25 protein-coding genes are annotated in these 20403 nt (G+C 62.3%); 7 read left to right on the top strand and 18 right to left on the bottom strand.

Annotated elements, in window-relative coordinates; translation table 11 throughout:
• The first annotated feature begins 240 nt into the window (after nucleotides 1-240).
• Both IEX64_RS16430 and IEX64_RS16425 read left to right on the top strand, forming a co-directional pair.
• Nucleotides 241-432, top strand: coding sequence for a hypothetical protein (locus IEX64_RS16430; protein WP_188821246.1), 192 nt, complete (start codon nucleotides 241-243; stop codon nucleotides 430-432).
• Nucleotides 433-478: 46 nt separating this feature from the next.
• Nucleotides 479-2332, top strand: a complete 1854-nt coding sequence (locus IEX64_RS16425; protein ID WP_188821244.1) for a ParB/RepB/Spo0J family partition protein — start codon at nucleotides 479-481, stop codon at nucleotides 2330-2332.
• A 172-nt stretch (nucleotides 2333-2504) separates the two neighbouring features.
• Here the strand turns inward: IEX64_RS16425 and IEX64_RS16420 are convergent, their stop codons facing one another.
• The 3 genes from IEX64_RS16420 to IEX64_RS16410 form a co-directional block, all read right to left on the bottom strand.
• A complete protein-coding gene (locus tag IEX64_RS16420; protein ID WP_017503420.1) occupies nucleotides 2505-2870 on the bottom strand; it encodes a hypothetical protein in 366 nt (121 codons plus the stop codon).
• Nucleotides 2871-3034: 164 nt separating this feature from the next.
• On the bottom strand, nucleotides 3035-3325 hold the full coding sequence (locus IEX64_RS16415) for a hypothetical protein (RefSeq protein ID WP_148648485.1): 291 nt from the start codon (nucleotides 3323-3325) through the stop codon (nucleotides 3035-3037).
• A 23-nt stretch (nucleotides 3326-3348) separates the two neighbouring features.
• Complete coding sequence (locus IEX64_RS16410; protein WP_188821242.1) at nucleotides 3349-3849, bottom strand: hypothetical protein; 501 nt, start codon at nucleotides 3847-3849, stop codon at nucleotides 3349-3351.
• Nucleotides 3850-4123: 274 nt separating this feature from the next.
• Between IEX64_RS16410 and IEX64_RS16405 the strand changes: the two genes are divergently transcribed.
• Entirely contained in the window at nucleotides 4124-4354 is a 231-nt protein-coding gene (locus tag IEX64_RS16405; protein ID WP_229710493.1) for a hypothetical protein, read from the top strand.
• On the opposite strand, the gene IEX64_RS16400 is transcribed toward IEX64_RS16405, so the two are convergent.
• Nucleotides 4346-7237 (bottom strand): Tn3 family transposase, encoded by a 2892-nt coding sequence (locus tag IEX64_RS16400; RefSeq protein ID WP_016746447.1) that lies wholly within the window; start codon nucleotides 7235-7237, stop codon nucleotides 4346-4348. The genes IEX64_RS16405 and IEX64_RS16400 overlap by 9 nt on opposite strands.
• A gap of 125 nt (nucleotides 7238-7362) precedes the next feature.
• On the opposite strand from IEX64_RS16400, the gene IEX64_RS16395 reads away from it, so the two are divergent.
• Together IEX64_RS16395 and IEX64_RS16390 are read left to right on the top strand one after the other, a co-directional pair.
• Nucleotides 7363-7983: a recombinase family protein gene (locus tag IEX64_RS16395; protein WP_188821240.1), complete on the top strand. Its 621-nt coding sequence runs from the start codon at nucleotides 7363-7365 to the stop codon at nucleotides 7981-7983.
• A gap of 79 nt (nucleotides 7984-8062) precedes the next feature.
• On the top strand, nucleotides 8063-8890 hold the full coding sequence (locus tag IEX64_RS16390; protein WP_188821226.1) for a hypothetical protein: 828 nt from the start codon (nucleotides 8063-8065) through the stop codon (nucleotides 8888-8890).
• Nucleotides 8891-9061: 171 nt separating this feature from the next.
• Here IEX64_RS16390 and IEX64_RS16385 read toward each other — a convergent pair whose 3' ends face one another.
• Nucleotides 9062-10987, bottom strand: a complete 1926-nt coding sequence (locus IEX64_RS16385) for an N-6 DNA methylase (protein WP_229710492.1) — start codon at nucleotides 10985-10987, stop codon at nucleotides 9062-9064.
• Between the two features lie 169 nt (nucleotides 10988-11156).
• Here IEX64_RS16385 and istA point away from each other — a divergent pair, with 169 nt between their 5' ends.
• Both istA and istB read left to right on the top strand, forming a co-directional pair.
• Nucleotides 11157-12662: an IS21 family transposase gene (gene istA / locus IEX64_RS16380; RefSeq protein WP_188821224.1), complete on the top strand. Its 1506-nt coding sequence runs from the start codon at nucleotides 11157-11159 to the stop codon at nucleotides 12660-12662.
• Nucleotides 12659-13516 carry an IS21-like element helper ATPase IstB gene (istB, locus tag IEX64_RS16375; protein WP_188821222.1) on the top strand — a complete coding sequence of 286 codons (858 nt, stop codon included), beginning with the start codon at nucleotides 12659-12661 and terminating at the stop codon, nucleotides 13514-13516. The genes istA and istB overlap by 4 nt, the downstream gene beginning before the upstream one ends.
• 37 nt (nucleotides 13517-13553) lie before the next feature.
• On the opposite strand, the gene IEX64_RS16370 is transcribed toward istB, so the two are convergent.
• The 13 genes from IEX64_RS16370 to IEX64_RS16310 all read right to left on the bottom strand — a co-directional run bounded on the left by IEX64_RS16370 (nucleotide 13554) and on the right by IEX64_RS16310 (nucleotide 20393).
• Nucleotides 13554-13955 (bottom strand): hypothetical protein, encoded by a 402-nt coding sequence (locus tag IEX64_RS16370; protein WP_188821220.1) that lies wholly within the window; start codon nucleotides 13953-13955, stop codon nucleotides 13554-13556.
• A 137-nt stretch (nucleotides 13956-14092) separates the two neighbouring features.
• A complete protein-coding gene (locus tag IEX64_RS16365) occupies nucleotides 14093-14383 on the bottom strand; it encodes a hypothetical protein (protein WP_188821218.1) in 291 nt (96 codons plus the stop codon).
• Nucleotides 14384-14397: 14 nt separating this feature from the next.
• Nucleotides 14398-14598 (bottom strand): hypothetical protein, encoded by a 201-nt coding sequence (locus IEX64_RS16360; protein ID WP_188821216.1) that lies wholly within the window; start codon nucleotides 14596-14598, stop codon nucleotides 14398-14400.
• Between the two features lie 42 nt (nucleotides 14599-14640).
• Nucleotides 14641-15398 (bottom strand): IS5 family transposase gene (locus IEX64_RS16355; protein WP_098109097.1). Its coding sequence is split into 2 segments (ribosomal slippage): nucleotides 14641-15065 and nucleotides 15065-15398, totalling 759 coding nucleotides; the frame shifts between segments, so codons are not numbered across the junction.
• A gap of 44 nt (nucleotides 15399-15442) precedes the next feature.
• Nucleotides 15443-15775: a hypothetical protein gene (locus IEX64_RS16350; protein ID WP_141521635.1), complete on the bottom strand. Its 333-nt coding sequence runs from the start codon at nucleotides 15773-15775 to the stop codon at nucleotides 15443-15445.
• A gap of 41 nt (nucleotides 15776-15816) precedes the next feature.
• Nucleotides 15817-16233: a hypothetical protein gene (locus tag IEX64_RS16345; RefSeq protein WP_229710490.1), complete on the bottom strand. Its 417-nt coding sequence runs from the start codon at nucleotides 16231-16233 to the stop codon at nucleotides 15817-15819.
• On the bottom strand, nucleotides 16211-16477 hold the full coding sequence (locus IEX64_RS16340) for a prevent-host-death protein (RefSeq protein WP_098108388.1): 267 nt from the start codon (nucleotides 16475-16477) through the stop codon (nucleotides 16211-16213). Before IEX64_RS16340 ends, IEX64_RS16345 begins: the two co-directional genes overlap by 23 nt.
• A gap of 89 nt (nucleotides 16478-16566) precedes the next feature.
• On the bottom strand, nucleotides 16567-16938 hold the full coding sequence (locus IEX64_RS16335) for a DUF3768 domain-containing protein (RefSeq protein ID WP_206049462.1): 372 nt from the start codon (nucleotides 16936-16938) through the stop codon (nucleotides 16567-16569).
• An 18-nt stretch (nucleotides 16939-16956) separates the two neighbouring features.
• Nucleotides 16957-17946 carry an adenine nucleotide alpha hydrolase family protein gene (locus IEX64_RS16330; RefSeq protein ID WP_229710489.1) on the bottom strand — a complete coding sequence of 330 codons (990 nt, stop codon included), beginning with the start codon at nucleotides 17944-17946 and terminating at the stop codon, nucleotides 16957-16959.
• A complete protein-coding gene (locus IEX64_RS16325) occupies nucleotides 17943-18224 on the bottom strand; it encodes a DUF5983 family protein (RefSeq protein ID WP_188821214.1) in 282 nt (93 codons plus the stop codon). Before IEX64_RS16325 ends, IEX64_RS16330 begins: the two co-directional genes overlap by 4 nt.
• Nucleotides 18225-18291: 67 nt before the next feature.
• Nucleotides 18292-18753 carry a hypothetical protein gene (locus tag IEX64_RS16320; RefSeq protein ID WP_098108386.1) on the bottom strand — a complete coding sequence of 154 codons (462 nt, stop codon included), beginning with the start codon at nucleotides 18751-18753 and terminating at the stop codon, nucleotides 18292-18294.
• A 10-nt stretch (nucleotides 18754-18763) separates the two neighbouring features.
• Nucleotides 18764-18991: a hypothetical protein gene (locus IEX64_RS16315; protein WP_141521633.1), complete on the bottom strand. Its 228-nt coding sequence runs from the start codon at nucleotides 18989-18991 to the stop codon at nucleotides 18764-18766.
• Between the two features lie 85 nt (nucleotides 18992-19076).
• Entirely contained in the window at nucleotides 19077-20393 is a 1317-nt protein-coding gene (locus IEX64_RS16310) for a hypothetical protein (RefSeq protein ID WP_188821212.1), read from the bottom strand.
• Nucleotides 20394-20403: the final 10 nt, after the last annotated feature.

Below are 20403 nucleotides of genomic sequence, written 5' to 3'. Positions count from 1 at the left end.
GCCAGCGCGGGGAACACCAAGGGCTGCTGCCCTTTCGTTCCCGAAGGAAAATAGACGCCCCCGTGTTGTCCGCCAAGCGCGGCACCCGACGCCCTGATGGGCGTCGGCCGCGCTAGGGCGGCCTGCCCGCGCCAAGGCCATCGATTTTCCTCCTCCCTCCCCATCCCGCTCCTCGCCGGAGAGGCAGACCCGGTTGCTGCGGCAACCGGCTTTCAGCCGCAGGAAGAAGGAGAAAGGACAATGGCTTACACCCGATACAAGGGCGATCCCTACTGGAAACGGGCCAAGATGGACGGGACCAGCGCAGACGGCACCCCCTACGCCAAAGGCGACCGCGTGTTCTTCTATCCACGATCCGGCGCGACCTACGCAGGCGACGCCGCGACCCGCGCATCAGCCGAGTTCGACGAGCTGGCAAGCCTCGAAGGCTGACCCCGCTTCCCCAATCGACACCATCACAGATCACAGGAGTTTCATCATGGGTATCACCACCATCAAGCTGTCGCAGCTTCGCCTTTCCCCGCTCAATCAGCGGCGCGTGAAGCCTTCCGCCGTGGAAGCGATGGCCGACGACATTGCCGCGCACGGCCTGTTGCAGAACCTTGTCGCCTACGAGGACGAGGGCCTGTTCTATGTGTTCGCCGGAGGGCGGCGCTATCGGGGCCTCAAGGAACTGGCGAAGCGCAAGCGGATCAAGAACAGCGACACCTTCCCCGTCGAGGTCCGCACCAAGGAAGAGGCCATCGAACTGTCGCTCGCGGAGAACTTCCAGCGTGAGGACATGCACCCCGCCGACAGCATCCGCGCCTTTGCGGCACTGCGCGACACCGGCATGGACGCCGAGGAAATCGCAGCCCGGTTCGGTCAGGCAGTCAGTTTCGTCTACAAGATGCTTCGCCTTTCCGCGCTCGCACCCACGCTGATCGACCTGATCGCCAAGGACCAGTTGTCGCTTGAGGCGGCGCGCGCGCTCACCCTCACCGAGGATCACGACCAGCAGATCAAGGTCTGCAAGGCGGCGAATGGTCACGCCCACACCATCCGGCGGATGCTCACCACGGAGAAGGTGGACACCACCAGCGGCGCGTTCCTGTTCGTCGGGCGCGATGCCTATGAGGCGAAGGGCGGGACGATCACGGTGGACCTGTTCAGCCAAGGAGCGGAAGGCTTTGCCGACCAGCCCGAGCTTGTGCAGGAACTGGCCGAAGAAAAGCTGGACGGCATTGCGGATGAATATCGTGCGATCGGTTGGCACGAGGTCCGCGCCACGCTGGAACGGCCCTATGATCTCTACATGAAGGGCAGCATCTATCCGGCCACCCGCGAGCCCACCGAGGACGAAGCGGCGCGGCTTGCCGCCATCGATGCCGAAATCGAGGCGATTGCCGAGGCCGAGGGCGAAGATAGCGACGGCATCGAGCCGCTGTCCGACGAGCGCGACACCATCACCGAAGGAATGCGGGCGTTCAATGCGGAGCAGGTCGCAGTCGGGGGCGTGGCGCTATGGGTTTCGCATGACGGTTCGCTCGGCAAGAGCTTCTATCGCGCCAAGGCCGAGGCGAAGCCCAAAGCGAGCAGCGGCGAACCCCAACCCCTCTATAGCAACAGCCTGTTCGCGGACCTGACCCGCATCAAGACGCAGATCGTGCAGGAAGCCGTCGCGGCCGACCCGGCGCTGGCGCTCGACATCATGCTGGACAGCCTTGCAGGCCAGTTGCTCCACGGCGCGCACAGCTACCAGATGGCCCTTGAGGTTCAGGCCAAGACGGTCGCGACCGATGTGGCCGACGAGCTTATGGCAACGAGCGACGTTCGCCCCGTCGAGGAAGTGATGGCGACCCGCTTCGCATCGATCCCCGCCGAAGGCCGGTTCGACGCAATCCGCGCCATGACCAGCGACGACAAGATGGCATTGCTGGCGGGCCTTGTCGCCATGACCGTTGACGGCACGGTGTTCGCGGGTGGCTCCCCCGGCAGTCGGCATCACCATTTCGAGCAGATCGCGCGCGCGACCGGGGTGGACATCGCAGCCCGTTGGACCGCCCCCATCGCACTGTTCGACAAGATGCGCCGAGCCGCGATGATCGGCCTGTTGCGCGAGGAATGCGGTGCTTCCAGCGCCGAGAACTGCGCGACCATCAAGAAGAAGGGTGATCTTGCCGTCAATGTGTCGGGGCGGCTTCCGGGAGGGTGGCTACCTGCCCCCATGAAGATTGGCGCGTTCGATCAGCCCGAGGCCGACCCGGAGGATTTCGACACCGACATGGACGGTGACGGGATCGAGGACGAGGACATGGAGCGCGGCGAACTTGCCGACGATGAAATGGCCTGATCTGATCGGGGGGCCGGTGATAATCGGCCCCCCTCCCTCCGTCTCAGCAGCGCCCCCGCCGCCAGCGCGACAGCCATGCCCCGCATGGCTGTCGCGCCCGCTGCCCTTGCAGGTCAGCGCGCGCCGCCCGCCCACAAGGGACGGGCGGCGCGATTGCGGCTAAGTTATAGCCTCAGTCGTAGTGCGGGCCATCCACGTGCGTGCCGCTGAAATCCACGCCGCGCCGGGTCGCCACGAGGTCGAAGCGCTTGAAGAAGGCGAGGGCTTCTCCTGGCGTAACGCGCACCTCGACGGCGCGCACCGCTGCCGGAGCAGGCTCAAATTCAGCAGATCGAAGGAGGTACGCCACCAGCGACACGTCGGTCACAGGGGTGCCCCGGTTCTCTCCGGAAGCGATCCTGAACCCTACGACACGCTCGTCACTTTCGGCCTTCCCCAAGGACACCAGATAATCGGCAAGCGCCACGTTGTCGGAAATGTCCGCAGCGACAGTCCCCTTGAAGTCGTTATATTGGACGCCAGCGTTGAAGGTATCCATTCCATTTCCCCGTTCTGCTATTTCGCGCGAGCCGATCTGGCTGCGCTCCTACCTAATGCTGCGCGCCGTCATTCGTCGCTTGAAACAGCCACGAGCATATAAGTCCGCGTTTAGCGCTGCCGGGAGCCGCAAAAGCAAAGGGCGGAAGATCGCTCTCCCGCCCCCTACTGGTGACGCTGGCGCAACTGCGCCGATGGTGCGGGGCCGGCCACACCAGCAGACCAGCCAACGATCAGTGCCCAGACAGTCTCGAAAGAAACAGAACAGAGCTTCATCACGTTAGTCACTGGGTTCAGGTTGGTGTTCTTGACCTTGTGCGCCTTGCGAGCGCGAGATTTTGAACGTGTAATCATAGGCAATCCCTCCATGAAGATGACGCTCGCATAGCGAAGCGCCAGGGCCAAAAAGAGGACACCGATAATCAGCCAGCCTGCGGGAATTGAACCCCCCAGCACCCCGAAGCCACGAAGGCCAGCGCCTAAGTAGGTTCGTGGGTTCGCATGTTCAATGTTCGCATAGGTGTGCCACGTGGCACACCCTCGTTCGCCATGATCGAGCGCGCTTCGAACCACGCGAACAGGTCCGCCACAGCGCGCCGGCGATAGGCATTGAGCCATCGACGACGCCGATGCTCGTCAGCATCGTGGATCATGTGGCACCGCTGGCAGAGCGCAGCCAGGTTGCGCGGGGCGTTGTCGGTCGGATCATGGTTGAGGTGAGCGCAGGCGATATAGACCCGCGTGACACGGACGATCGCCGCGAGGTCTATCGCCCCGACCCTGATCCGCCTTCCGCGCCCGTCTCTCCATTGCCGACGATCCATGTCCCACCACCGTCCGTCGCCCAAGTGGAATACGCGCTGACCATGCGGGCGACGGCAATGCTCGCACCGCCCATTGGCGCGGCCGAAGCGAATGGCTTTCGACAGCTCGGGCCAGTCGATCGGGTAAAGCCAGCGATGTTCGGCCATGATCGGCATGACGATTCTATGAGTCAGCGAGAACGAGAACGAAAGCAGAAAATCACCTGATCGACCGCCCTGATGGGCGGGCGCTGTTTGGTAGGGCTGTCCGTCAGTCTCTTCCCATCGTGAGGGACGCGGCCCGCCGCCTCAAGGATCAGCGGTCCCCCCAATTCACTGCGTAAATCGGCTCCCCCGCTGTCCGGCAAGCCGGCCGCTTCGCGGTCCTGTGACCCGGCGTACCGCGCCCCTCCCGCTGTCGTCGCCAATCACGGCAACACGGAGATTTTCCATGTCCCATCATCGCCTGTTTGCGCAGCTCGCCTTCGAGCGTGCGCTTGGGATGGCCGCGCTCAATGCGCTGGCTCAGGCCGTTGCCGAGTGCGACCAATTTCGCGCCGTAGGCCGCGAGCGCGACCCGATCCATTTCTGGGTTCTGGCCGGTGAACTGGAAGACGTGGTGCAAGATCGCATCCGCGACGTGTTGGGGGCGTTTGCGGGAGGGGGCGGAATCCTACGCTAAGGATTTGGGCCAGCGATATTCCCCGGTTAGATTGATGTGTTCCCATCCCAACGGCGAGACGTGGGCGAGTAGATCAGGCGCGATATGGGTACCGCTGGCGGCCCGGGTATTGACGACCTCGCCGAGCTTCATGGTGTTCCAGAATATGATGATGGCGGCGAGCAGGTTCATTCCGGCGATGCGATAGTGCTGGCCTTCGCCGGATCGATCCCGGATTTCACCTCGGCGGTGGAAGCTGATGGCGCGCTTTAGGGCGTGGTGGGCCTCACCCTTGTTGAGGCCGATCTGAGCCTGGCGCTGGAGGCCGGCATCAAGAATCCAGTCGATCATGAACAGGGTTCGCTCGATGCGGCCCACCTCTCGCAATGCGAGGGCCAGCTCATTCTGGCGCGGGTAAGAGGCGAGCTTGCGAAGAATCTGGCTGGGGGCGACGATCCCCGCTGCGATCGTCGCCATGATGCGCAGGATGTCGGGCCAGTTGCGCTCGATGAGCGGTTCATTGATCTTACCTCCGACCAGCGCTCGCACATTGGCCGGCGTCGCGTTGGGCGTGAAGGCATAGAGTCTTTTCTGAGGGAGATCGCGGATACGGGGGGCGAACCTGTAGCCGAGCAAGGCGCAGGCGGCGAACACATGATCGGTGAAGCCGCCCGTGTCGGCAAAATGCTGGCGAACGCGGCGGCCCGCGTCATTCATGAGCAGCCCGTCCAGGATATAGGGAGCCTCGCTGACCGTTGCCGGGATCACCTGGGTTGCGAACGGCGCATATTGATCGGACACATGGCTGTATCCCTTGAGGCCCGGGACGTTGCCATATTTCGCGTTGATCAGATTCATCGCCTCGCCCTGCTCGGTAGCAAGGAAGAACTGCCCGTCGCTGGATGCCGATTGCCCTTGTCCCCAGAAGGCGGCCATGGGCAGGGCGGCGTGGGCCTCCACGATCATGGCGAGCGCCCGATCATAGGCGCTGCCTTCGACATGCCAGCGCGCGATCCGCAGCAATTCCCAGAAGCTGTGCGTGTTGGTCGCCGCCGCCATCTTGCGCAAACCGAGATTGACGCCTTCCGCCAGCAACACGTTCATCAGGCCGATCCGGTCGCTGCAGGGCGCGCCGGTGCGCAGATGCGTGAACGCCTCGGAAAATCCGGTTCGCTCATCGACTTCCAGCAACAGATCGGTGATCCTCGCGGGCGGGAGCTGTTGATAGAGATCGAGCACGAGATCCTCGGCCCCTTCGGGCGTGTCGGCCCTCAGCTTGTCGATGTGCAGCTTGCCGTTCTCGATGATGCCGCCTGGGATCGTGCCGGTTCGCGCCGCGCGGCCAAACTCCTTCAGCCGTGTATCCAGTCGAGCCCTGCGCTCGGCCAGCCATTCGCCGGGCCGCAGCGGCACGGCGAGCCGCGCGGTCTGCTCTATCGCCTGTGGCGGGACCAGAAGCTGCTTGAGGTCGCCATAGCGGCGCGATCCCGCCAACCATATGTCACCGGACCGGAAGGCGTCGCGGATGTGGAACAGCACCGCGATTTCCCAAAGCCGGTGGTCGCCGCTGGGCTCAGCGCGAAGATGACGATGCCATTTCGAGTTGGGACGTAGAAAATCCACCGGCGGATCGACCTTGATCCCGTTACGCAGCATCGCAACGGCCGCCAGAAGAGGCGTGGCGATCGGCGCCGCCTGCATGTCGAGCAGGCGCAGCATCCTGGGCGCGTAGAGGCGGAAACGGTGATAGCCGTCCAGCACACGGCTGAGCGGGTCGGCCGCGAGCACGTTGGTCAGCGCGGAGGCCGTGGCGACAAGGGTTCTGAACCGTTCCCAGCCAGGCCCGGTGGCGATTATCCCGTCCAGGGCCGTGCCATCGTCCTGCGCTCCAAGCAAAGCACCACCGATTTCGGCAAAGGACTTCAGCGTGTCCCGAACGGCCGCCTTTTCGTCGGCGATCCTGGTGTTGCAAAGGCGTTCGGAGGCCCGATAGAGACGGCCTACGATGCGATCGTGGGTCTCCACGATGACATCGGCCAGCGATGACCGCCATTCCAGGGTGCAGACAGCGAGGATCGCAAGCCGCCTGTCTTCGGGCAGATCACGCATGCCGTCGGCGTAATAGCGCTCGCCCTGCCGGCGAAGCCGGGTCACACGATGCGCCGGCACGCCGTCCAGCAAATCCGCCGGAAGATCGAACCTTTGAAGATATTCCAGTCGATCCATCAGCCGGTTAGCGGCTGCTGAATTTGCGCCAACCTCGAACTGTCGCAGCCATACGAAGCGCGTGACGCGACCATCCACCGTATCCTCCAACAGGTGAGCCAAATTCTCGCTCAGGGTTGGCGTGATGCGATGGGCGATAAGATCCTCGATCCGGCGCTCGGCCTCAACCAGCGCATCGGCGCAAAGGCGCTCGATCGTCGAGGAGCCGGGAAGGATCGTGCGGGTGCGGCGACACTCCGCAACGAAGCGACGGGCAAGATCCTCATTCGATGTCGCCGCCTCGGCTTCCCGAGCGATCCATTCGCGCAAATCCCGTGCGCCCCGCCCCGAAAAGGAGCGATAGCCGTAGATTCGGCGAAGGTCCGCCAGATGCTCGTGCCGGGTCTCCTCGCGCGCGGCATAGAGGAGTAGATCGTCGCTGGTCAGGCCGAGCTGGGCCGCGATGAAATCCGATACCTGCGCCGGGATCAACTCGCCAGGAGCGAGCACCCGGCCCGGGTAGCGCAGGACGCACAGTTGCAGCGCGAAGCCAAAACGATTGTGGGCGCGCCGGCGCTGGCGGATATGCCCGAGATCCTCATCGCTGAGGGTATAGTGCCGCAGCAGCTCACCTTGATCGACCGGCAAGTGAAGCAGCGCCTCGCGCTGTCGATCGGTCAGGGTCACGCGACGCGGCATACATGCTCCTTATTCTTTCCGAGCTACGGTTTGAGATAGCTTGATTGAGATGCTGGTTAAGATACACAATAGCCCAATCTTATGTGCTCATGTTCGTCACCGCCTCAAACCTTCGTTTGTGATCCATGCTGATCGGCTACGCCCGCGTGTCCAAAGCCGATGGATCGCAGTCCCTCGATTTGCAGCACGATGCGCTACGCGCCGCCGGCGTCGATCCAGACAATATCTATGATGATCGTGCATCCGGCAGCCGCGACGACCGTCCTGGTCTCGCGGCCTGTCTCAAATCGCTGCGCGACCGCGATGTCCTGATTGTCTGGAAGCTCGACCGTCTCGGCCGAACGCTCACCCATCTTGTCAGCACTGTGCAGAACCTATCAGATCGCGGCATCGGCTTGCGCGTCCTCACCGGCAAGGGCGCGCAGATCGACACTACGACGCCCTCGGGCCGCATGGTGTTCGGCATCTTCGCCACCCTGGCAGAGTTTGAGCGGGATATGATCCGCGAGCGCACCATGGCTGGTCTGGCCGCTGCCCGCGCACGGGGCCGAAAAGGCGGCAGAAAGTTCGCCCTCTCCAAGGCCCAAGTGCGTCTAGCTCAGGCGGCTATGGCCCAGCGCGACACATCAGTCTCCGATCTATGCAAGGAACTCGGGATCGAGCGCGTTACCCTCTACCGCTATGTCGGTCCCAAGGGAGAACTACGAGAATATGGCAAGCGTGTTCTCGGGCTGGCCGTAAACTGATGATTGGCAAGGAGCGATCCATTTTGATCATTACGCCAAGCCGCCCATGTATTAAGTGACCGAAGGATAGGCCCGCAGAATGTTTGCTACCTTGCTACTCGCTGCCACTTCTGCGCTCACCGCCCAAGAGGCACAGACGCTACCTGTGGCCGAACTTGCTCAGCGCACTCTCGGCGCGACAGGTGCGATCGTTGTAGATGCTGATCGGCCAAAGTGGCCCGTCTGCGTCGGCATGTGCCCGCCTGCCGAGCCACATCCTGACGGCCCACCGCCGCTTACATCTTTGACCTTCTATACCCGCGCATCCGCGAGCAGCGAGGCTGGCTGGCTTGGCCTTTGCCGCGCATCAGCGGTCGATGTTGGCTTCGATAAAGCAGGCATCGTCATCAGCGTAACCCAGCGCACGACGGTGGGCTGGCTTGGGGCGCTCACCCGAGAGAAGGCCGGCAGCGGGGCCGCCGGTGCTGAGGTGATCATCGCGCAACGTAAGGTTTTTGATGAACGTTGCCGGGCAATGCCCACCACCCGACAGTTCGTTTCTGCGTTCGGTCCGCTTGACGGCGAACGTGCGCTCATTGCAGTGGCGCTGGTCCACGATAGTATGGTGAAGGGCGGCCCCATCCACGTCACCTGTCAGGTGGACTTTTTTGTGCGTCAACCTTGCGGTACGGCTGCTGATCTGCGCGCACTTGCGGACGACGTAATGGTTTCCAAGATCACGAGTATCGAACAGATAGACCCTCGGACGGGCCAGTTTGTGACCGGGGGTGCCGCAGACAGCGGCTGCTACAGGATAAGCTTGGCCCAACCTTTTGGCTCGTCGGACCAAATCAACCTGTGCCTGCGCATCACAAATACTCTCACCGTAACCCGCGCCGCCTTCTCGCGAAATCGCGTCATCTACTGACAGCTATCCTATGCGATTTCGACGGGAATGGGCTTAGCGTAGGATTTCGCCCCCTCCCGCAAACGCCCCCGGCAAGGCGGCGATCGCTAATCGCACCGCTTCGTGGTTCGATCGTCGCGCGTCGTAGAGGACCGACACGAGGTTCGTATCAAGCAGATAGGTGTCCATCCGCTATTGGACGTAGAGCCTGAGCCGCTCGACTTCGCGCTCGGGCGCCGGCGTGAAAACATCAAGGGCCCACGCGCCGACATTTTCGCGCAGCAAAGGCCCAATGTATTCGTGCAGCGGAACGTAGGCGGTGAAGTCTTCAGGAATCCACGCGGTGAAGGCATGATCAACCCGGCGAGCGTGCTCATGTCCTCGGAAGAACTCCAGCAAGCGGCGTTCGAGACGCGGCGGCAGATCGTAAGCCTTGAGTACGGCCGCATCCGCAGCAACGAGCAGACCGTTCAGCCAGGCGTCGGCGTTGGCAGGCTTGAGCGCGGCATTGCGGATCGACTGGTGGGCCGATCGATAACGACGCAGTGCTTCGAGAATGGAGCCCAGTCGGTCCACATTCGGAATAGGCAGGCGTTTCAGCAGCTCGTTAGTGAAGTGCTGGTTGGATGCGTGCTCGGTGAGGAACGCGTTCGTCAGCGGTCCATTGAGGATAGCTTCAAATGCTTCGGTCGGCACCTTCACGTCCGTGGACCAGATACCGAAGAAACCTTGCGAGGCGACAAGACCGGTCTCGTCGAATGCAGCAGCCATTCGCCACGGACCGCGCGAGAGCCGGGCGACATTGGTCAGGACTTTGGGTCTGTCCCAAGGCCGCGACGGCGGACCTGGGAACATAGCGGCTGCCGGATCCATGTTGAGATAGACAGTGTTGCGCAGCACGAACTGACACAGGGAGTCGGCCGGCCGTGCAACACCTGGCACGAAGCCGTCACGTGGCTCGGACGACACCCCCTCATCCTGTTGCCACCATTTGATGCCGCGATACACATCTGCGACCGATCCCAGCTTCGGGTATCGGCGCAGATAATCCCAGACCTCGTCGAGTTGGCCGATCCACAGGTCGCCCTTGGTCACTGCTCTGGTGAGCCGGCGCTCGGCAGTCACCTTGCCGGTCTCAAGAAACGCCATCCGATCCCGGTCCTCGACAACAGTCGAGACAAGCGCTGTCGTGTTAGCTTCGTCGACTCCACGAAGGTCGCTTGCAACAAGGACTGCCGCTTCGAGCCCCGCGCGCTGGAACACTCGATCAGGCAACGAAGTCAGCTCGACGCGGCGATAGAGCCCGGCGATCTTCTGGCGCAATTCGGCATATTGCTTCTGCCGCAGGAACCCCTGCGGCAGTACAAATCCGATCGCGGCAGGCTTGGCGGCGAGGACCGCGTGCAACACCGCCATGGGTTTTGAAAAGGACGCTGCGGCCGCCGCTGCGGGATAGGCAAGCCGCTCACCGGCGTCGAACTCTTCCCATGGCGGATTGCACAGGACGATCCGCTTATCCTTGACGGATTGGGCAAGCGCATCATCGACGAACAGGTCGCGCGGCTCGATCTTCCAGCCATTCGCGTTTGGATAGTCGGCTAGGATCAGCGAGAGCGTTGCGACCTCACAGGCGAAACTGTCGAGTTCTGCACCGCTGATCCGCTCGACGAGAAAGGCGTGGCGCTCCTCTTGCGTCAGCGTGTCCGGCAGGAGATCGCGCAGATGGCGAAGCGCTGCGACGAGGAACATGCCCGCGCCCGCGAAAGGCTCGTAGATCGTGATATCTTCCGGCTCGAAGCGGCTGAGATCGACCTGTCCAACGACATATTCCGCAACTTGGCGCGGCGTGCTGTGCGTGCCGAAGCGCTTGCGGGTATCGGCAGTCACCAACGTGTTCTCGTACACGAAGGCCAGACTGTCCGACGAGATGTTCCGGAAATTGATTGCGCCGCGAAGCGCTGTCCAGGCAGACGCGACGGCTGCGTGCGGAAGCACGTCGACCGCAGGTCGCGGCATCTGATCGAGGTGATAGTAGCTCTCGATACCGGCAAGCACCTGGTCCACCGATGCCACGGACCAGGTCGCCGCGTCGGGATGGCGGCGATTGTCGCGCGACATTCAGGTTGAGAAAGCGCGACAAACAAGATGAGAATCCTGCGTTCCGGGATTGGCGAAGGGCGTAGCCCGTAGCCGATCCCGGAACGCAGGAGGCGCCTTTTGAAGGGTGCCTGTGATGGTCGTGGTGGTCGCTATGCATTGGGTTTTCCCAGGGAGGAGGACCTGACGTGTGGCGGGCCGACACATCAACGATCATCAGGTGAGACTTTTCATGACCCACAGACGTAACGATCCCGTCGCCCTGGCGGCGGCCAAGGCCGGTTTCAGCCCGGCAACCGGCTATCGGGTGCTGCAGGATGCGCGCCTGCCTTCCCAGCGACAGGCGCCGCGCGGCCGACGGCGGCCTGATCCGCTATCAGGCATTTTCGAAGAAGTCGTCGTGCCGATGCTGGAGGCCGCCCCCGGTCTTCGTCCTGTCGCGATCTTCGAGGAACTGCGCCGCCGGTACCCGGATACCGAGTTTGGCTCACGACGAACCCTGGAGAGGCGTATTCGCGACTGGCGCGCTCTGAACGGCCAGGATCGGGAAGTCATCTTCAGGCAGGTTCATGAACCGGGGCGGCTCGGCATGTCCGATTTTACGTGCATGAACGATCTGGACGTCGCCATCGCCGGGGCACCGCTGGATCACTTGCTCTATCACTTCCGCCTGCCTTGCGGCGGCTTTGAACATGGGCACGTCATTCTGGGCGGCGAGAGTTTCGTCGCCCTGGCCGAAGGGCTGCAGAATGCGCTCTGGTCTGCCGGCGGAGCGCCCAGGCTCCACCGCACCGACAGCCTGTCGGCCGCCTTCCGCAATCTGGACGCCGATGCGAAGGCCGACCTGACCAGGCGCTATGACGCCCTATGCGCCCATTATGGAATGGAGCCGACGCGCAACAACACAGGCATCGCCCACGAGAACGGTGCGATCGAGAGCGCCCACGGCCATATCAAGGCCGCAGTGAAGGACGCGCTGTTGCTGCGCGGAACCACGGACTTCACCGACCTTGCCGATTATCGCCGCTTCATCGACGAAGTCGTGACCGCAAGGAACCGGCGCCATGGTCCCGGCATCGATGCCGAACGCAAGGCGCTGCGATCCCTCCCAAACATGCGGACAACCGATTACGAGGAAGTCCTCGTGACGGTGACGTCCTCGGGCGGCTTCACCCTGCGCAAGGTGTTCTACACGGTCCCCTCGCGCCTGATCGGACATCGCCTGCGAGTGCGCCTTTACGACGACCGTCTCGATGTCTTCATCGGCGGCACAAGGCTCATGACCCTGCAGCGCGGCCGCGCCGGTGCGAACGGCAAGCACGGCCACGTTGTCGATTATCGTCATGTCATTCATTCCCTGCGCCGCAAGCCGATGGCCCTGCGGGGATTGGTCTATCGTGACAGCCTGTTCCCCCGCGCGCCCTACCGCCTCATGTTCGAGCACTTGCTGGACGCCGTGGGCGAGAAAGAAGCCTGCCGGATCATGGTCGAGCTTCTGGCCATGGCCCACGAGCGCGCCTGCGAGGCGGAGCTCGCTCATCTCCTGGAGGAGGACCTGGCGATTCGCAGGATCCCATGCCTGGCGGCATTACGGGCACGCTTCAGCCCCGATCCCGCCACTTTGCCCGAAGTCGTAGTCGAGATGGTATCGCTCTCGATCTACGACGGGCTGATCGAACAGGGAGAAGCGGCATGAGCACGGCTCCCATGATCGACGCGCAGCGCCTGGGCCTGATGCTGGGTGAACTGCGCCTGCCAACCATCAAGCATATCTGGGGGGATTTTGCGGCCCAGGCGGACAAGGAAGGCTGGCCCGCGAGCCGGTTCCTTGCAGCTCTCGCCGAGCATGAACTCGCCGAACGAGATCGCCGCCGGATCGGGCGTCATCTTGCCGAAGCCCACCTGCCGGCGGGCAAGACACTGGACTGCTTCGCCTTCGAGGCCGTGCCGATGATCTCCAAGGCTCAGGTCACAGCCCTGTGCGCTGGCGATGGCTGGCTCGACCAGGGCTCCAATCTCATCCTGTTCGGCCCGCCAGGCGGCGGCAAAAGCCATCTGGCGGCGGCGATCGGCCTGGCATTGGTGGAAAATGGCTGGCGAGCGCTGTTCACCCGCACCTCCGACCTCGTTCAGCGTCTGCAGGTCGCTCGCCGCGAACTGACGCTGGAATCCGCCATCGCCAAGCTCGACAAGTACCATCTGCTCATCCTCGACGACTTCGCCTACGTCTCGCGCGATCAGGCGGAAACCTCCGTCCTCTTCGAACTGATCAGCGCCCGATACGAACGCAGATCCCTGCTCATCACCGCCAACCAACCCTTTGGTGAGTGGAACCGCGTCTTCCCGGACCCGGCAATGACGCTCGCTGCAGTCGACAGGCTCGTGCATCACGCCACGATCTTCGAGATGAACGTCGAAAGCTATCGCCGGCGCACAGCCCAGGCCCGCCGCACCGGGGCTGGACGTCCTTCCGCCTACACCACACCCAAAGTCCTCGAGACCATCCGCGACAATCAGGATGAGAACGAGGTCCTTGCCAGCGACACTTAAAATCGGCACTGAATGACGCGCCGCGACAATCACATTCTCATCCTGATTGACGCGCAATCCTCATCCTGTTTGTCGCGCTACACTGCTGCACGAGGCGAGGATCCGGGTGGTTCTGGATCAAGCGGAGGAGAGCCTCATCGGGTAGCCGCGTGGGATCGAGGCGCGGGCCTTTCGGCTTGGGCTCGCTGCGGCCCAGGCCCAGCAGAACGAGACGATTTCTCACTTCGACGAGGAGTTGACCGCGCTCCGCACGTGTGAAAGCTCGATCGAGACCATAGAGCCAACCGGAGTTGGCATGTACGAGCATGGCCTCGCAGCGAGCGAGATCGTCAGGATGCCGGCATTGACGGATGCGCTCGACGGTTAGCTCGCGCGCGGTGCGCCGAACCCGGTTGTAGTGATCGGAGCTGGGGCTTTCGATGGCAAAGAGGCGGTTCATGTTGCGAACCCACGCACCCATGCTTTCCCAGGCGAACGCCGCTGCGGATGACGTTGTGCTCCTACGGTAGAAACGCACTGGCCGGGCCGTGCGAGGTGGTTGCTTGTCTCCGAAGAACAAGTCCGGTTGACGGAGGCTCATCGAATGCCGCGTCGTCTCGTGACGTGGGCGCCGACAACTTCGTCGCGAGCATCGCCGATTTTGGTGTATATCGGCGTTGTATATGTAGTGCTTACGCTGTTCGGGCATTCGCACCAAAATTGGGGATGCCCGTTCATATCCTTGGAGATGAGTACGTACACGCAGGTCTCATCAACATGATCAGCGACATACCAACGGCAATAGCCATCTGAGAAATGACCGTCGTTTTCGACGGTGAGCCCGGCGGCGGTCAGCCTTGTTTTGATCTGTTCAAGCAGGTTGTCCATCAAACTGGCTCCTGTCAGGCGTAATGCTCGCGCCACATGCGGTCGCGGAAATGGGATTCGAGATCGTCTTCGAGCTGGGCAAGCAGTTCGACGGGCAAGTCTGCCGATCGAGGCAGGTTAGCGATTTTCGTGCCGTCAAAGCCGTGATTTGGGAAGATGATCGAGCGCCGGTAGGCACTGACCGGACTGTCGTTCTGCGTCGTTGTGTAAATCATCGACCACTCGGTTTCGATGCCTCTAGGCTCAGGACTCGTTGATCACAGCCAGAAGAGCACGGTCGCGGCCAGAGCGAGTGTCGAAAAGAAGACTGTCGGGCAGCGATCGTATCGCGTCGCCACACGGCGCCAGTCCTTAAGTCGGCCGAACATGATCTCGATGCGGTTGCGGCGTTTGTACCGGCGCTTGTCGTATTTGACGGGAAAAGAGCGGGATTTCCGGCCTGGGATGCAGGGCTTGATGCCCTTTTGCTCGAGCGCGTCCCGGAACCATTCGGCATCATAGCCCCGGTCTGCCAGCATCCACTTGGCTTTGGGTAAGTCGTCGAGCAGGGCCGCAGCGCCCGTGTAATCGCTGATTTGACCTGCGGTAATGAAGAAGCTCAAGGGACGGCCGTTGGCATCGGTGACGGCGTGTAGCTTGGTGTTCATGCCGCCCTTGGTCCGCCCGATCAGGCGCCCAAGGGCCCCTTTTTTACCCCAAGGCTGGAAGCCGTGCGGTGAGCCTTGAGATAGGTCGCATCAATCATAATAGTCTGGGGCTCAGCCCTCTGGGCGGAGAGGCCTTCCATCATTCGGGTGAACACTCCCATCTCGCCCCACCGCTTCCAGCGATTATACAAGGTCTTGTGAGGCCCATATTCCCTGGGTGCGTCGCGCCAGCGCAGGCCGTTGCGGTTGACGAAGATGATCCCGCTCAGCACCCGCCGGTCATCAACACGGGGCTTCCCATGGCTCTTGGGAAAGTAAGGCGAAAGCCGCGCCATCTGCTCATCCGTCAGCCAATACAGGTTGCTCATGCTCAGTCTCCTTGCGGAGCCTGAATCATATCGCCGCCTGGCAATCAATGGGTCCTGAGCCTAGCTTTGAGCGCGTGGATCAAGGCGTCTTCGGCACGGATGAGGAGATATAACAACGAGTTATATTTCAACGACAGGTAATCGTAGGTGGGCCGGAGCAGGTCGATTTGAAGACAGTCCAGCAGTTCTCCGCGCGGTCCAGCGAGTTGCTGAAAATGATCGACCGCAGGATCGAAATATTCGCCATCACCGGGCTCGGCGCGCATGTCGCAGAAGCGCTGATCAGGCTCGATGTCGGCTTCCGCACGCTTCTGGCATTCGTCTGGCGTAAGAAAATGCCAGCTGATCGAGATCAGCCGATTGCTGTAATCGCGCATGAGAGTCTCCATTAGTCGCCGCTCGTCCGTCGTCTCCCGCATTACTCCGTGCGGTGCGTGATCTTCACTCGGTGCGCGACGATGTTGGCCGCCACTTGACGGTAGATCTTTTCCGGCATCGCGCCGATCACACAGTTTCCATCCGTACCGGATCGGACGTCAGGCCCGACCCATGTGAACTCATTAACATCGTTCCACACGACGCTGCTGCGTATATCGAGGCGGAGATGGTCGATCAGGCGTAGCGGTAGCTTGATCGAGAAATCGGGCGAGTAGTCGCGCGTGGTCAGCGGGACGGTGATAACGCGAAGGCGCCCCTCTTTGCGATAAGTGGCCACCACCATGCAGGGCCGTACTTTCCGGCCGTCGTCCTGGCCGCGTTCGTACTCGTGCCGCCAGAGGTAGAGGTAGTTGATGATTTCGCCGGCGCGCGGTTCAGTCCAGGAATTTGTTGGCATCGTAGGACTCGGCGACCGGATCTGCATTGCGGATGGCGTTGATGGCCTCGTTGCTCAACTCTTCGGGTGCAAGGGCGACGTGATCGAGGCGTGACAGACGCTCGAATTCAGCAGCTGAGAGCATGACGACGCGTGCCGCACCGTTGCGTTCGACGGCGATCGGGTGGGTCATGGCTTCATCGTAGAAGAAGCCGAAGCGCTTCGAGACTTCGCTCGAGCGGAAGGTTTCGATGGACGAGCTCATGGCCTGATCTCCTGCTGGCGCGAAATCCGCATAGCGATATACATTCCGTATATTACGGAATACGCGGATTTGCAATTGCCGCATGACGTTCAAAGGTCGTCGCGCATCATGATCGTCATGACGCGCCGGCTGACACTGGCATCGGCCGGATCGGGCGAGCCATACTCCAGGTTTGTGTCGTAGGCGTCGATCGCGAAATAGACGGTGTGGCCCTGATACTCGATCTGGCCGCGGTCGTGTTCGCTTCGATCGTCTGCCGGATAGACGAACTTGCGGATCGCGGCGAGGATCTGGGCTTGGGCAACCAGTTCATTGACCTTGCTATCGCCGGCGAATGTCCCAAGGCAGGTCCGGGTCATGACTGTCCGCGCGTTGCGGTCGAGACCATGCCTGCAGCGGTCATTGAGGCGCGCGAGGATCTCGCGCCGGGATAGGTCCTTGGGCGCCGTTGTGTTCAACATCAGAAGTCTCCGGTGGTGTCAGGCGGCCAGTTTGGGCCGCTCGGATGGCGGGATTGCCGCGTTGAAGCGTTCGATCCAGCTGCGCATGGTTGGCCGCTCGGCAACCGGGATCGATGCCGCGACGTCCTGGAAGCGGATGAGGTCGAGTGGGGCCTCGCGGGTGATCTGGTCGATGTCGTCTGCGGGGAGCAGACGTTCATGCCGGATAAAATCCGTCATCCGGCCTGGCCGCGCGCGGGTGGACTTGCGCCAGAGCCCCTCGACAGTGTGCAGGCGCGGCGCCGCACGCGCTTCGACCAGGACAATCAGGCGCAGACACCAGACCGGCAGTGTCCGGACTTCATCCGGGGTCATTCCGATGCAGAACCAGCAGCTCGATTTGGGCGGCACCGGCAGGCCGGCAGCGGCGATGCGCTTTTCGCAGGCCTCCCGGTCCATGCCCCATTCGCGTAGCGGGTAACGGTACTCGTAGAGCGGATCGACGATTTTGGCCGCGCGCGTGTAGCGGATCGTGTCGCGCTTGCCGGCGTCGAAACCGATCAGGCGGGTGACCTTCTGGCCCCTCGCCCATGCGTCGATCGCGGGCTGCCACGTCTTCAGGAATGCGTCCTGCGGCGCCTTTTTGTATTTGAGCGAGCAGCTCGACCCGCCCAAGCTCTTGCTCGGCAGCGTGGCATTGGTGAGGCACATTTCGAGCAGCGAATAGTATGGCGGCCAATGTTTGAAGCGCCGCGGCTGATAGCGCACGATTTCGAAAGGAATGCCGCGCGCGGCCATCCATGGCCGGATGATGTCGAGGTATTCGTAAGTAAGAGGATTCTCGACTCCCGTGTCGGCGGCGAGGACCAGGTCAGGCGCCTCGCCGCGCGCTTCAAGCTCGACCAGGAGCGCGGTGGAATCGACGCCGATGCCGTAAGCGAGGACAACAGGCGGCCGCGGCAGCGCCAGATAGTCCCGCACCCGGGTTGTTGTGCGCATGGTCTGCGATGGCATCTGCAGCCGTGTCATGCGGGCACCTGGGTTTCATGATCCCATGCGAATTGCGGCAACTCGTCAATGCACGGGCCATCGCAATCCCACATGATCCATTCGCAGTTCTCGCGTTTGGCAACGTCGATGGCCGCGTGGATCTCGGCCGGCAGGTCATTCGCCCGGATGATGCCGACATCGACGGCGGCGTACATGAACCACCCGAAGTCGGCCTTCTCGAAACAGGCCCAGGGACAGAGAGGCATCCAGTTTTGGGCTGTGTCAGGGCTCATATGTTCCGTGCTCAGCACGAGCATATGGGCCACCTCGTGGAGAGTTGCCTTGCTGTGAGAACGGGCGATGGCTTCGCGTGAGGTCCTTGCGCTAGTCATGCGAAGCCTCCTCAGCCGTCACGACAAGAGGCGGCACGGCAAAATCGGCAGCGTCGAGATAGGTTTCCACGGCCTCCAGACTGCCAAGTTCGGCGATCTTCGTGCGGTCGACGTAGGGGTTGCCATCGTTGCCGATGGGAAAGGTGACGGGTTCTCCTGTGCCTGTGAAGACGACGCGTTCAGCGCCCCACTGGCTGTCATAGCCATTACAGGAGCGAACGAAGGGAACGCCGTGCCGGTGGCAGAGCTCTTCGAGCTTCGTGAATCTGCCGTAGGCGACTTCCTCGGCGCACAGCTCCAGCGCTTGGCCATCGATACGCTCCGCTTCGTCGAAGGGTTCGCCGCCCCAGTCGGTGGACAGGCCCTCGTCCGCGATCGCGGTTTTGAGGTTTGCCCAGACGGCGGGATTGATGGAGCCGCCCAGCGTGATCCAGGCGGAAACGCGATCTACCATGATGGCCTCCTCAGTGAAGTTCGTTGAGAATGTCGTCGCACAGCTGCGCGTGGTCGCGCGCGAGCCGTTCGACGCGGGGCATGTCGTCCATGTCGATGATCTCGAAATCGTCGGACATGGAAGCATAGTCGGCGGGGCAATATTCATCCTGCCAGCACCAGGTGCCGTCCGGCCAAACCATGATCTTCACGCCGCCGTGAGGCGCGGCTGCTGCGGGCTGCTTCGTATCGGGGGACATAGGACTTCTCCTTCCGGCGTGGACTTACTCCGCCTCCGCCCTTCCCTTTCCCTCTCCACTCCAAGGCCGTGCGAGAGGGGAAAATTTAGCTTGCCGCGCCGTGGTGTTCGAATTCGAAAGCCGCATAAGCGCGCCAGAGATGCCCTTCAGCCTCGATCAGGTTCTCGAAGGTTCGCGTATCGCTGCCGATGGTGACGAGGAGCTGTTCCTTTTCGTCGAGGTCGATGCTTCCCGGTTCATAGATCCGGTGTGTGCGCACCGCCTGGCTACCGGGTTCCATGTCGGCACCGGTGGCCAAGAGGTTGGGGATGTCGCGCCCGCCGCACCGCCATGCGTCGAAGCGTTCACCCTCGGATGTGGCGGTGAGGTAGTGAGCCTTGGCGATCGACCAGGCCGCGTTGACGTGATCAAGGTCATCGCCGATGTCCGTGATCTTGCCTTGGGCGATCAGCGCGGCGCCGCGGCAGGACAGCCAGACGTCATGCATGATCATGTTCGCATCGATGTAGTCGTGAGAGGCACAGGCGCCGGGCATGATCGTCCGGTTGGCGAGGCGCATGGCTTGCCACTCTCTACAGGTCAGCGCCTGGGCCACGGCCTTGGCGAAGGCGCAGGCGAGAGTTTCACGGTTGGCGTGTTCCATAGCTTCGGCCTGGTCATCGCCGGAATAGATAGGCACGAGGTCATCTTCGGTGTCGCGGCGGTAAAGCGCGAAGCGCGGCGCGCCGACGATCTCGCGCATCGCCGGGTCGAGATAATCGATCCACATTTCCACTGGCTCGCCCATCGGCCCGGTACAGGCCTTGAAGCTGGGCGCGGCGTCGTTGCGCCAGCTCTCGTCGATCCAGTTGTCGGGTATCGGCGGCATGGCCGCAGGCGGGAAATCGGGGAAATGCGCAGCCCATAGGGGCTTGGCGCCGGGAGTAGCGGAACCGGCGACGGTCGGACACTCAGCGAGGACCGATGACGTCTGGTGGGACATCGCGCCAACGGGGCGCTCGTGGGCGTTCGGACGATTGGGGCCATCGTGGTCGCTGGGCTGATCGAGCATCAGAACGAGGATCGAAGGGCGATCCTCGAGCGGCAACGAACGCGCATCGAGGATATGGCGGCCGCCGCGTCCGATGCCGAAGGCGTTGAATATCGGCGAATGTTCGCCATCGGTATTGGGGATCGCCGTGCCGGCACCGTGATACTGGATGTCGACGAATTCTGCCGGGCCATAGTCCTTTCCGGGCAGGAAGCAAAAGGTGACGCGGCGTCCGTCGCTGGTTTTGGCGGTAATCGTGAATTCGCCGTCCGGTATGTCAATCGGCTTGTGCGGCACGTCGTTGAAGCCTGCAAAACCGATCGAGACGGCATCGGCTTTGGTCATGACGGGAAGATCCCTGATATCGGCCATGGGCGTTTCC

This window comes from Novosphingobium indicum, assembly GCF_014645195.1.
In the GTDB taxonomy this organism is placed as follows: domain Bacteria; phylum Pseudomonadota; class Alphaproteobacteria; order Sphingomonadales; family Sphingomonadaceae; genus Novosphingobium; species Novosphingobium indicum.
This window is presented reverse-complemented; position numbering and strand designations above follow the sequence as displayed.